This window comes from Halomonas sp. LMYGS-3 (assembly GCF_059509875.1).
In genome coordinates, this window is the sequence record NZ_JCAKFQ010000005.1 from 20,717 (window position 1) to 33,187 (window position 12,471).

Genomic DNA, 12,471 nt, shown 5'->3' on the forward strand with positions numbered 1-12,471 from the left:
ACGGTAATTCAAGGCAGGGCATCACATGGCCGACATCGACTCACTCAAGCCTCGCCTGGTGGTCGAACGGATTCGCCACAGCGAGGACCTCGGCAGGCTGGTTCGCCGCGTTCGGGCCGAACAGGAGCTGTTGCAGACCGATCTCGCCGGACTGGCCGGCACCGGGAACCGCTTCATCGTGGATCTGGAGCGTGGCAAGCCGACCCTGCAACTGCAGAAGGTCCTGGATGTGCTGGACCTGATGGGTCTCGAGGTCGTCGTCCAACGCAAGGGTGGACGACGCCATGGCGAATGATGACGTCCTGGATGTCTATCACGGCGATCACTGGGTGGGCAGGCTGCATGACGAGCAGCCGCTGCGCTTCGAGTATGCGCCGTCATGGCAGGAGGACCCGCGTGCCGAGAGCCTCTCGCCGTCGCTTCCGCTCACCCAGCGGGTCCACACCGGCGATGCGGTGCTCGCCTACTTCGAGAACCTCCTTCCGGAAGGTGACCTGCGCCGCCACCTGGAGATCAGCCGCCACACCACCACCGTCTTCGGGCTGCTGAAGTCCGTCGGCGGCGATACGGCCAGCGGCTTCACCCTCCTGCCGCGGGGAGAGGTACCGGCACCGCCTCGCTACCGCCCCATCGGCTGGGGCGAGCTGGCAGAGCGACTTCAACACCGAGAGCGGGGGCCACTGCTTTCCCAACAAGGCGAGGAAGCCCGCATCTCGCTGGCCGGCGCCCAGGACAAGCTGCTGCTGATGCTGCTGGACGACGGCCGCCCTGCCATCCCCGAGGGGGCGGCGCCCTCCAGCCATATCCTCAAGCCGGACATCCAAGGCCTGAGCGGCGTCTGGTGCTCGGCACTCAATGAGGCCTTCTGCATGCAACTGGCGACCGAGCTCGGGCTTGAGGTCGCACAGGCCAGCTATCAACCGGATACGCGGGCATGCCTCGTTCGGCGCTACGATCGGGCCCCCGATGAGCAAGGCAGGCTGCGACGCCTGCATCAGTTGGACTTCTGCCAGCTCGACGGTACTCCCTCGACCATCAAGTACGAGAGCGACGGCGGTCCCGGCCTGGTGCGTTGCCGCGAGCTCTTGCAGCAGGCCGGTGCACCGGCCAGGGACCTGCAGCGGTTGATCGGTTGGCTCTTCTTCAACCTGCTGATCGGCAATAACGACAGCCATGCCAAGAACCTCTCGATCCTGCAGGCCGATGAGGGGCCGCGGTTGGCGCCGTTCTATGACCTGATGAGCACGACGCTCTATAGCGGCCTCTCGCGCCGTTTCGCTTTTCGTATTGACGGCGAGGATCGGCCCGGCAGGATCGAGAGGCCGCATCTCGAGTCGCTAGCCAGGTCGATGAGGTTCCAGCCACGTTACTTCATCCAACACGGGCTCGAGCTGGCCGAACACATGCCAGCGGCCATCGACAGGACACTCGAGACCCTCGGCGAGGTGACCCACCCCGGCACGGAGCACACACTACTGGAACGGCTCCAGCAACGCCTGACGGGCAATTGCCGCAAGCTGGCGGCTCGCTGGTCGGCCGGTCCGGGTTGACCGGCGCTCCTGCGCCTTCTCACTCCTCGCCGTGGCGGGCGGCCGGCTTGAAGGTGCCGGGCTCGAGGTCGTGGCGGGCCAGCAGCTTGTAGAAGTCGGTGCGGTTGCGCCCGGCGATGCGCGCCGCCTGGGTGACGTTGCCCTCGGTGATCTTCAGCACCTTGATCAGGTAGCTGCGCTCGAAGCCGGCGCGGGCGTCGTTGAAGGTCGGCAGGGCGTTGTCCTCGGCGGCGAGCGCCTGGGCGACGAGCGCCTCGGGGATCATCGCCGAGCTGGTCAGCGCCACGCACTGCTCCACCACGTTGACCAGCTGGCGCACGTTGCCGGGCCAGGCGCTGGAGGCGAGCAGGTTGAGCGCCTCCGGCGAGAAACCCTTGACGAACGGCTTGTGGCGCTCGGCGGCCTGGGTCACCAGGTGCTTGGCCAGCAGCGGCACGTCCTCGGCCCGCTCCTTGAGCGCCGGCAGCTTGAGGTTGACCACGTTGAGGCGATAGTAGAGGTCCTCGCGGAACTCGCCCTCGTGCATGGCCCGGTCGAGGTCGCGGTGGGTGGCCGAGATGATGCGCACGTCGATGGGCACCGAGGCGGTCGAGCCCAGCGGGCGGATCTGGCGCTCCTGCAGGGCGCGCAGCAGCTTGACCTGCAGCGTCAGCGGCATGTCGCCGATCTCGTCGAGGAACAGGGTCCCGCCGTCGGCGGCCTGGAACAGGCCGCGGTGCTCGCTGACCGCGCCGGTGAAGGCGCCCCGGGCGTGGCCGAACAGCTCGCTCTCGAGCAGCTGCTCGGGCAGCGCGCCGCAGTTGATCGCCACGAAGGGCTTGCCGGCCCGCGAGCTGGCCTTGTGGATGGCGTTGGCGAGCAGTTCCTTGCCCGAGCCGGAAGCGCCAGTGATCAGCACGCTGACGTCGGAGGCCGCCACCATGCGTGCCTGCTCGAGAATGCGCTCCATGTCGGGGCTGCGGGTGATGATCGCCGCCCGCCAGGCCTCGTCTCCGTCGTTGTTGGAGACGGTGGTCTGGCTCAGCGCCTCGTCGATGGCGGCGAACAGCTCGTCGCGGTCGACCGGCTTGGTGAGAAAGCTGAAGACGCCCTGTCGGGTGGCACTGACGGCGTCGGGGATCGAGCCGTGGGCGGTGAGCAGGATCACCGGCAGCCCCGGGGCCTGGCGCTGAACCTCCTGGAACAGTGCCAGGCCATCCATCTCGTCCATGCGCAGGTCGGTGAGCACCAGCTCGGGGCGGTCGGTCTCCAGCACCTTGAGCGCCTGGCGGCCACTCTCGGCGGTGGTCACCCGGTAGCCACGGCTCTCCAGGCGCATGCCCAGCAGCTTGAGCAGGCTGACGTCGTCATCGACCAGCAGGATATGGGCACTGGGTTCACGGGCGCCGGACATCCGGGCGCCAGGTGCCCTGTTGGCTTGCATTCGTGTGGCGTGCTTCACGTTTCATCCCCCTGTCAGTCGTCGGTCTGCTGTCGCAGGTTGATGTTCTGTTCGATGGCGGTGAGCGCCTCCAGCTTCTCGGCCAGGGCGGCGTTCTCTTCCTCCAGGGCGACGCGCTCCGCGCGGATGCTCTCGAGGCGCCCGGCCATGGCACGGCGCCCCTCCACCTCGTTGTGCCAGTAGCGCAGCAGCGGCTGCAGGGCGGCCGGCGCGGTATGCAGGTCGGCCTTGAGGATCTCGGCGGCACGGTCCCACTGGTTCTCGTTGCCCCAGGCCAGGACCACGGCCCGGGCCAGTCGCTGCTCGGCGCCCGAGCCCGCCAGGCGCCCCAGCATGACGTCGCGCCATCCACGCTCGCCGCGCTGCGAGGCCAGCCCGAAGGCGACCCAGTCGGGCAGCAGGCAGGCTTCGTCGTCGAAATCGGGAATCACGGCGTGACAGCCCTTGGTCGCCGGTTCGGCCGCCGGCTGGGCCGTCGTGCGTGACTGTTCGGGTAGCAATTCACAGCCGGCCAACCAGGTCACCGCCAGGCAGGCCAGCAGGGAGCGACATCTCATCGTCATCGGTTCCTTGCGTGGGTGCTCGCTTCTCCGACGAGCGCCAGATGATCATGAGGGATCTGCTCCGCCACATGGACACGTGGCAAGGTCAGGCGGAAGCAGACCGCATAATACGGATCGTTCACCAGCTCCAGGCTGCCGTGCTGCAGCCGAGCGCAATCGGCGGCCACCGAGAGGCCGATGCCGGAGCCCTTGAGGGGCCCCTTGCGGCGGGCGCGGCCCTGGTAGAAGGCCTCGAACAGCCGCGGCCGATCCTCGTCGGCGATGGGCTCGCCGCTGTTGGCCACCTCGATCACCAGGCGGTCATGGGTGCGGCGGGCACGGATCGCCAGTTCGCCGGCGTCTTCACCGTAGGCGATGGCGTTGGAGATCAGGTTGTCGAGGATGCGGGTCGTCGCGGTACGATCGGCGTTCCACTCCATCGGGCCGTCGAAGCAGTCGACCCGCATGCCCTTGTTGTCCAGCGCCAGGCGGTGCTTGGCCAGCACCTCCTTGACCACGGTGGCGACATCGAGCCGTTCGGCCTGCACCTGGCGGTTGTGCTGCAGCAGGTTGTAGTCGAGCAGTTGCTCGATCAGCCGCTGCAGCTCGCCACCGCTGGCGTCGATCAGCTCGAGAATCTCGCGCTGGTGCGGCGAGAGCTCACCGGCCACCCCGTCGGCGAGCAACGCCGAGCCCTCGCGCACGCTGGCCAGCGGCGTCTTGAGTTCGTGGGACATGTGGCGCAGGAACTGCTGTTTCTGGGCCTCGAGCTCCTCGAGGCGCGAGGAGAGCCAGTCGAGTCGCTCGTCGAGCTGGACCAGCTCGGCCGGCCCCTGGATGGGCCGCACGGCATGGGCCTGGCTGCCGCTGCCGATACCCAGCACGCGCCGCTCGAGCTGCCGCACCGGGCGGATGATCAACCAGGTGAACAGCAGCATCAGCACCAGGCTGGCCGAGACCAGCGCGGCGGTCTGCAGCCACAGCCGGGTCTGCACGGCCTCGGCGCGCTCGCGGATCGCATCGATGCGCGTATCGATCTGGCGGTTGGTGGCCTGCCGCATCGCCTCGGTATGCTGGGCGAAGGGAATGAAGTCGGCGAGCCGCTCCTCGAACTCCTCCATCGGCAGCTCGGGCAACCGGGCGAGTTCGGCCAACTGCTGTTCCAGCGCCGCCACGTCGGGGTCGTCGGGCAGGAGCTCGCGCTGCTTGGCGAGCAGCGTGCCGTAATCCTCGATCCGTTCGGCGTAGATCTCCATCAGGCTCTCCTGCTCGACCACCGCGTACTGGCGCGCGCCGCGCTCCATCTCCAGCGCCAGTGCGCTGAGCGAGCGCGCCCGGCGGGTCTCCTCCACCGCCTGGCGGGCGCTGACATCGGCCAGTCGCGACAGTTCCGACAGGGCCTGCCCGGCCTGGAGCATCAGCACGGCCAAGGGCAGCATGACAACGAGAAAAGCCAGCAGAACCAGCTGCAGCAATGAGCGGGGGCGCCAGCGACGCGAGACTCGGGTGGTCATGACCAGAGCTCTTTGCAGAATAGTGAGAGGCATTGCCATCGTATACGCTCAAAGAATACCAGAGTTCTGCTGGACAGCGTTCCACTGCCCGCCATGCACCCGCGAAAAAGTGGCCGAAAAAAAGGGCCGGCTGAGCCGGCCCAAGTACGCAGGGAACTGAAGGGTCTGGAAAACACGCCGCTCGCCTGCCTGGTCAGAGCGATCGGCCCGCTTTCCATGGGCCAACGGCCCCGAAGCCACATGAAGACCGTTACTCACCAGGGCCGTCTTCACATGCGGGTGGCGAACCACCCTCGCTTCGTTCCTGGCACCACCGCCGCGGCCTGAGCCGAAGGCGATGCTGCGCGATTCGATCCCCCGGGAAGGGGGATGAGGCGTCCTTGCCTGGGCATCCTTGCCCTTCTGGTACACTTCCGTGCCTCTCGGCGGTACCCGTCTCATCGCAACCTAAAGTCACACATCGCTTGGAGCAGACGCTGATCGCTTCCGGGGCCGGACGCACAGGGCAGTGTTTGACCCGGCGCCCTTCGGCGATCGGAAAGCGGCTCGAGCCGTAATGAACCGCTTCCGTTGCTCACCCTGACTATTGCCAATGTCATGCCAACAAAACTCAATTTCCATTATTTTCAATATTTTATGACCATATAAAAGGTGGCATGCTGACAGAAAGAGGCCAAATCCGTGGCGGCTGACGATTTTACAACGACTTTTCGTCTCCGTATGGCGACGCCATCCGGGGATAACAAAAAAAAATGCGGGAAATCAGAAGCTTGGTTCGTATCTGTATGGCGACACCCTCTCGAGCCACGACGCTACCAGGCGACAGCACACCGCCGACGCTGATCGACGGGCGAATGGAGGAGTGCCGCTCGAGGGCCCGCAGTGCCTCAACGCTCTCGGGGGAACGAGCGATGCGGGAGGTGTCCGGTATAGACGGGCGCGGCTCCTGGTCGATCATAAACGCACCATGCTACCCCATCCGGGCCCGGTTGCATTACCGCCGTGGCCAGGGTGTTCTCGTGGTCGGGGTCGTCGGGGTCCAGGCGCAGGATGGGCAGCCCGCTGCTCTGCCGATCGTGGAGCAGCGCCAGCGGTTCGCGCACCCCTTCCTTGAGCAGTTCATCGCCACGCCGCTGACGCTCACGGGACGAATCGGTGATGATCTGGTGTGCCAGGCCCCGTACATGGTGCAGGGCATGGTTGGCATGGACCCGTGGCGTGACGACCTCCTGCACCGAGACCTCGCCCCCGCCGAACTCGACGCTGACGATCGCTCCGCCGGCGGCCTCCGCCAGGGTGAAGTGGAAGCCGCCACTGCGGGGATGACGACGCAGCAGCGCCAGCGCTTCCTCCACCCCCGCCAGGTCGAGCACGGCACGCCCCAGCACCATCCGCGGAACCTCCGGCGCCAGCCCCGTCAACCGCAGGTTGTTGACCGCCTGCACCATGCCACGGCCGGTGAATGCCAGGGTGTGGCCCGGCAAGGAGCCCGGGTAGCAGAACGCCGTGAAGCCGGGCGCGTGGTCCGGCAAGGCCTCGAACATGAAGCAGTGGCCGGCAAAGAACGGCAGGCCATCCTCGTTATGGGCCACCAGGGGGCGTGCCCCCGGCACGACGAGGGTGGTGCAGCCATCCGGTACGCTGGCCAGCAGGTCCCCGCGGCAGTTCCAGGCGAACACCGGCTCGACCGGCAGCGACAGCCCCTCGGCGAGGCCCTCGATCTCGGCCCAGACCCGGGGGAAATGGCGCCGGGTGGTCTCGGCCATGCGGGCCAGGGCACGGCGATGCCCGGGGTCGTTGATGCGTGCCCAGAGGGGGCTCGGCAACAGCCGCTCGTGCACGGCCCGGCGGCCCGCCCGGCCCAGCGCCCTGCCCAGCGCCCGGGGGTCGCCGCCGGCCCGCTGCCAGCCGATCGGGGAAGTGGGCTCAGACATGGCGCAGACTATCCTTCATGCTGTCATTGGGTGAGCTGCCATCAGGGGATGGACGACCTGCATGACGACAGCCGCTCAGGCGAGCGGCTTGATCAGGATCTTGGACTTGCGGGCGTGGTTGTAGGTATCGCGCTTGAGCGGCGGCAGGTCGTCGATGTCGGCCAGGCGGAAGCCGTGCTCGAAGAACCAGTGAGTCGTATGCGTGGTCAGCGCGAACAGTGAGGTGAGCCCGAGGCGCCGAGCACGGCGCTCGATCTCCGCCAGCAGCAGCTCGCCCCGTGCCCCGCCACGGTAGTCGTCGTGCACCGCCACGCAGGCCAGCTCGCCCATGTCGGCGTCACGGAAGGTATGCAGGGCACCGCAGCCGATGACCATACCGTCGCGCTCGATCACCAGGTAGTCGTCGATCTCGTGTTCCAGCCGCTCGCGGGAGCGTGGCACCAGCATGCCACGGTGCTCGAGCGGCTCCAGCAGCTCGAGCAGGCCGCCGATGTCGCCGAGCTCGGCCGGGCGCAGCTGCTCGTAGCGGTGCTGGGTGATCATGGTGCCCACCCCGTCGCGGGTGAACAGCTCGCCGAGCAGGGCATTGTGATCGTGCCAGGAGATCAGGTGGGTGCGGGCCACCCCATGGCGGGCGGCGGCACAGGCCGCCCCCAGGTGGCGGGCCAGCTCGCTGCCGGGGTCGGCGCGGCGCAGCAGCGGCTCGGCATCGGCCGGGGTCAGCTGGCGCTGCAGCTGGCCGCTCTGGTCATACAGGCCGCTGGCCTCGCCGAGCAGGATCAGCTTGTCGGCGGAGAGCGCCATGGCGGCGTGCTGGGCCACCTCGGAGGCGTCGAGGTCGAACACCTCGCCGGTGCTGGAGAAGCCCAGCGGCGGCAGTACCACCAGTGCCCGCTTCTCCAGCAGCCCCTCGATGGCACTCGCCCGTACCCGGCGCACCTCGCCACTGTGGTGGAAGTCGATGCCCTCGCGCACCCCCAGCGGCTTGGCCATCACCAGGTTGCCCGAGACCGCGGTCAGCTCCACCCCGTGCAGCGGGGTATTGGGCAATCCCAGGGAGAGCCGCGCCTCGAGCCACAGCCGCTGCTCGGCGGCCACGCGCTCGACGCACGCCATGATAGTCGGATCGGCGACCCAGCGCCCCTGATGGTGGTCCGGCGTGATGCCGGCCGCCTTCAGGGTCAGCTCGACCTGGGGACGAATACCGAACACCACCACCAACCGCACGCCCAGGGTATGCAACAGCGCCAGGTCCTGGATCAACTGCTCGCTTCGGCCTCGCGCCATGGCCTCGCCCTCGATCAGGATGACGAAGGTGCGGCCCCGGTGAGCATTGATATAGGGCGAGGAATTGCGAAACCAGTCGACGAAGGGGAAACGAGTATCCAAGGCCGCACTCCGGCAGCAGATGAGAGATGGATGAAATCGACTTCGACTATATCAGAGCCAGTGAAACGGCGGCACCACTGCCGTGGGCACACCGCTCCAGGTCGGCAGCCGCTGCATGCGGCTGCCGACCGCTCGGGACCCTAGGCTCGACGCTCGTGGCCGGCGCGAAGCGCCCGTCAGCCGAAGATGCCCTTGAAGGTGAAGAAGAACAGGATGGCCAGGCCGGCGCCGGCCGGCAGGGTGATCAGCCACGACATGATGATGGTGCCGATCACCCGCAGGTTCAGCGCCGACATGCCGCGAGCCAGGCCCACGCCGAGCACCGCTCCCACCAGGGTGTGGGTGGTGGAGATCGGCAGGCCAGTCCCCGAGGCGAGCACCACGGTGGTGGCGGCGGCCAGGGTGGCGGCGAAGCCGCGGCTCGGGGTCAGCTCGGTGATGCCGGTGCCCACGGTGGCGATCACCTTGTGGCCGTAGGTGACCAGGCCGACGACGATGCCGCCGCCACCGAGCACCAGCACCCACCAGGGCACCAGGGCCGCGGCGTCGATGACACCGTCGGTGCGTACCACGCTGATCACCGCGGCCAGGGGCCCCACGGCGTTGGCCACGTCGTTGGAGCCGTGGGCGAAGGCCATGGCGCAGGCGGTGAAGATCATCAGCACGCCGAACACCCGCTCGACATTGCCGTAGCCGAAGTGGTCGTCGGCACGGCGCTCGTAGACCACCCGCCGCTCCATCAGCACGCCGATGCCCATGATCGCCAGGCCGATCGGGATCGACAGCAGGAAGCTCTGGCCGAAGCTGAGGTCGAGCCCGACGTGCTTGAGGCCCTTGTTCAGGGTGACCATGGTGACGATGAAGCCGACCAGAAAGACGTAGAGCGGCACATAGCGCTTGGCCGAGGTGAAGGGGTCGCGGGCCTCGAAGATCAAGTGCTGAACCGACTTGAACAGCAGGTAGGCGATGGTACCGGCCAGCAGTGGCGAGACCACCCAGCTCGAGGCGATCTGGCCGACCTTGCCCCAGGCCACCGCCTCCATGCCCAGGCCCACGGCGCCGAAGCCGACGATGGCGCCGACGATGGAGTGGGTGGTGGAGACCGGCCAGCCCCGGGCCGAGGCGATCAGTAGCCAGATGGCCGCCGCCAGCAGCGCCGAGAGCATGCCGTAGACCAGGAACTGCGGATCCCGGGCGAGCAGCCCCGGATCGATGATGCCGCCGCGGATGGTCGCGGTGACCTCGCCGCCGGCCAGCCAGGCACCCAGGAACTCGAAGACCACGGCGATGACGATCGCCTGCCTGATGGTGATGGCGCGGGACCCGACCGAGGTTCCCATGGCGTTGGCGACGTCGTTGGCGCCCACACCCCAGGCCATGAAGAAGCCGAAGATACAGGCCAGAATGATGAAGATTTCGCCGTGCTGCACGATGATCGACATAGGGGGAGGTCGTCCTATGTGGCTGTCAGGGAGTAGCGGATTGGCGTGATGGCGGTATCGCTCGGCACCCGGGCATGCGGTGCCGCGACGAATCGCATCCTAGCGGGCCGTGAGGATCTGCAGGCGACTGCCGACGCGCTCGGCACGGTCGGAGAGTTCGCCGACCCAGTCGATGATCTTGTAGAGGAAGACCACGTCCACCGGCGGCAGCTGGCTCTCGAGCTCGAACAGCTGGCGGCGAATGGCCACCTGCTGGGCGTCGGCCTGTTGCTCGAGCACGTGCAGTTCACGGATCAGCTTCTGCATCACGTCGGAGACGTTGCGGCCGAAACCGGACTCGAGCAGGTCCTTGAGCTCCTCCAGGGCATGACGCGCCTGGGCCACGCAGGCCACGGCGGTCTGCATGTAGTCGCGCATCGGCTGGGCCAGGGGCTCCGGCACCTGCATGCGGCGGCCGAGCATGATGCCGGTGATGTCCCGCACCTTGTTGGCGATCTTGTCCTGGACGCTGATCAGGTCGAGGATGTCGCTGCGGGAAACGGGCAGGAACATGGTGTTGGGCAGGTTGAGGCGCAACTGCGTCTTGAGTTCGTCGGCCTCGTGTTCGAGCCGGGTGACGGTCTCGCGATGTGCGGCGGCGGCCTCCCAGTCACCGACGAGCGCCGCCTCGAAGAACGGCAACAGCTGGTCGGCGCATTCGTTGGCCTTGACGATGTGGGCCAGCAGCGGCTGGAATGGCGACCGGCCGAACATCGCGGAAAACGGATTGGGTGTGACCATGGGGATCCATGTGCGCTGAAGAATTGGCGGCGACAGTATAGTGATCGACGCCGCCTCCGTCATGAAAATATCATGTTAAGTCAACGAAGCCGAGGTGGCGACACCATGAGTCACGAGATCGAACTCAAGCTGGCCCTGGGCCCGGAAGGCCCGGCGGCGCTGCGTCGCCACCCGCGGCTCGCCGGCCACGCGCCGCGCCCTGTCGCCCTCGGCAACACCTACTTCGACACCCCCGCGGGGGACCTGGAGGCCGCCCGCATGGCGCTGCGCCTGCGCCGGATCGATGGTCGCCTGCTGCAGACCCTCAAGACCCGCGGCCAGGGCGGCGGCGGGCTCTCGCGCCGCGGCGAATGGGAGTGGGAGGTGCCGGGGCCGGGGCTCGACCTCGCCAAGCTCGCCGCCCTGCCGCCCATGGCCGACCACGGCGAGGCACTGCTGGCACGACTGGCACCGCGCTTCACCACCGACTTCCGTCGCGAGACCTGGCGGCTCGCGCTCGACGGCACCCGCATCGAGCTGGCGCTCGACCTGGGCGAGATCCGCGCTGCCGGCCGTACGGTGGCGATCCGCGAGCTGGAGCTCGAACTCGAGGCCGGCGCGCCGGCGGCCCTGTGGGACCTGGCCGAGGAGCTGGCCGAGTCGGTCCCGCTGCGCCCGGCGGATACCAGCAAGGCCGCCCGCGGCGCCGCTCTGCTGGCCGGCACCTGGACCCTGCCCGAGGGCGACGGCGCCGGCGCCTGGCTGCACCGCGCCGTGGTGGCGCTGGACGCCCTCGACGACACCGGCGCCCCCGCCTGGCGCGACCGGGCCCGGGAGGCGTTCGCCCACCTCGCCGGGCGCGAGGGAGGCCGCTACCGACGCGAGGCCGAGGTGCTGGCCAGCGCGCTGGACGCCCCCGACTGGCCGACGCCCGCCTTCGGCCGGACGGCCCTGCGCCTGGCCCGCCGGCTGCCCACCGATGCCGCGCTCTGAGACCCACTCCTCGTGACGCCAGGGAGGCGCCCTATGACCACCCCCTTCAAACCCGGCGGAGAGGGCCTGCGCACGCGCGTCTTCCAGGTCATCTTCGAGTCCGACACGCCCCTGGCCAAGGGCTTCGATATCGCCCTGATCGGCGTGATCCTGGCCAGCGTGCTGGTGGTGATGCTCGACAGCGTGGCAGCCTGGCATGCCGGCCACGGCGAGCTGTTCTACTGGCTGGAGTGGGGCTTCACCCTCGCCTTCACGGTGGAGCTGGCCATGCGGCTCTACTGTCTCGACAAGCCCCTGCGCTACCTGCGCAGCTTCTACGGCATCGTCGACGTGATCGCCATCCTGCCCACCTGGCTGGTGCTGATCGTTCCCGGCGCCCAGTCGCTGGTGGTGGTGCGCCTGCTGCGGGTGCTGCGCATCTTCCGCGTGTTGCGGCTGATGCAGTTCGTCGGCGAGGCACGCCTGTTGCTGGATGCCCTCAAGCGCAGCCTCCACCAGATCTTCCTGTTCCTGTTCACCGTCTTCATGCTGGTGACCATCTTCGCCGCCCTGATCTACCTGATCGAGCCCGCCGAGGCCGGCTTCACCAGCATCCCCACGGCCGTCTACTGGGCCATCGTCACCCTGACCACGGTGGGCTACGGCGATATCGTCCCCGTCACCCCCATCGGCCAGGCGATCTCGGTGATGGTGATGCTGATCGGCTATTCGATCATCGCCGTCCCCACGGGGGTGTTCTCGGCGGAGGTGATCCGCTCGATCCGCGCCGACCGCTACTCCGACGAGGCCTGCCCCGGCTGCGGCCATGACCGCCACGAGAAGCGAGCGAAGTACTGCCTGAAGTGCGGCACCTGGCTCGACGAGGAGACGCCGGACCCGCGGCTGAAGGAGGCCGAGAAGTAAAGGC

General features: G+C 68.0%; 11 protein-coding genes. 4 read left to right on the forward strand and 7 right to left on the reverse strand.

The genetic code is table 11. The annotated features are described in order from the left end of the window. Positions 1 to 25 precede the first annotated feature (25 nt). On the forward strand, positions 26 to 295 hold the full coding sequence (locus tag AC5W54_RS06155) for a type II toxin-antitoxin system Y4mF family antitoxin (RefSeq protein ID WP_495961193.1): 270 nt from the start codon (positions 26 to 28) through the stop codon (positions 293 to 295). Next, on the forward strand, positions 285 to 1,550 hold the full coding sequence (locus tag AC5W54_RS06160; RefSeq protein WP_495961194.1) for a type II toxin-antitoxin system HipA family toxin: 1,266 nt from the start codon (positions 285 to 287) through the stop codon (positions 1,548 to 1,550). Before AC5W54_RS06155 ends, AC5W54_RS06160 begins: the two co-directional genes overlap by 11 nt. A gap of 19 nt (positions 1,551 to 1,569) precedes the next feature. Here AC5W54_RS06160 and glrR read toward each other — a convergent pair whose 3' ends face one another. The 7 genes from glrR to AC5W54_RS06195 form a co-directional block, all read right to left on the reverse strand. Further along, positions 1,570 to 2,943 carry a two-component system response regulator GlrR gene (gene glrR / locus AC5W54_RS06165; protein WP_495961195.1) on the reverse strand — a complete coding sequence of 458 codons (1,374 nt, stop codon included), beginning with the start codon at positions 2,941 to 2,943 and terminating at the stop codon, positions 1,570 to 1,572. Between the two features lie 62 nt (positions 2,944 to 3,005). Next, positions 3,006 to 3,548 (reverse strand): hypothetical protein, encoded by a 543-nt coding sequence (locus AC5W54_RS06170; RefSeq protein ID WP_495961196.1) that lies wholly within the window; start codon positions 3,546 to 3,548, stop codon positions 3,006 to 3,008. 2 nt (positions 3,549 to 3,550) lie between these two features. After that, positions 3,551 to 5,047 (reverse strand): sensor histidine kinase, encoded by a 1,497-nt coding sequence (locus AC5W54_RS06175; protein ID WP_495961197.1) that lies wholly within the window; start codon positions 5,045 to 5,047, stop codon positions 3,551 to 3,553. 887 nt (positions 5,048 to 5,934) lie between these two features. Then, complete coding sequence (locus AC5W54_RS06180) at positions 5,935 to 6,981, reverse strand: C45 family autoproteolytic acyltransferase/hydrolase (RefSeq protein ID WP_495961198.1); 1,047 nt, start codon at positions 6,979 to 6,981, stop codon at positions 5,935 to 5,937. 75 nt (positions 6,982 to 7,056) lie between these two features. After that, positions 7,057 to 8,370 (reverse strand): amino-acid N-acetyltransferase, encoded by a 1,314-nt coding sequence (gene argA / locus AC5W54_RS06185; RefSeq protein WP_495961199.1) that lies wholly within the window; start codon positions 8,368 to 8,370, stop codon positions 7,057 to 7,059. A 176-nt stretch (positions 8,371 to 8,546) separates the two neighbouring features. After that, positions 8,547 to 9,812, reverse strand: a complete 1,266-nt coding sequence (locus AC5W54_RS06190) for an inorganic phosphate transporter (RefSeq protein ID WP_495961200.1) — start codon at positions 9,810 to 9,812, stop codon at positions 8,547 to 8,549. Between the two features lie 99 nt (positions 9,813 to 9,911). Further along, the gene (locus AC5W54_RS06195; protein ID WP_495961201.1) at positions 9,912 to 10,592 is read right to left on the reverse strand and encodes a TIGR00153 family protein; all 681 of its coding nucleotides are present in this window, start codon (positions 10,590 to 10,592) and stop codon (positions 9,912 to 9,914) included. 105 nt (positions 10,593 to 10,697) lie between these two features. On the opposite strand from AC5W54_RS06195, the gene AC5W54_RS06200 reads away from it, so the two are divergent. Together AC5W54_RS06200 and AC5W54_RS06205 are read left to right on the forward strand one after the other, a co-directional pair. Beyond that, positions 10,698 to 11,564, forward strand: coding sequence for a CYTH domain-containing protein (locus AC5W54_RS06200; protein ID WP_495961202.1), 867 nt, complete (start codon positions 10,698 to 10,700; stop codon positions 11,562 to 11,564). A gap of 33 nt (positions 11,565 to 11,597) precedes the next feature. Beyond that, positions 11,598 to 12,467 (forward strand): ion transporter, encoded by an 870-nt coding sequence (locus AC5W54_RS06205; RefSeq protein ID WP_495961203.1) that lies wholly within the window; start codon positions 11,598 to 11,600, stop codon positions 12,465 to 12,467. The last annotated feature ends 4 nt before the right edge of the window (positions 12,468 to 12,471 follow it).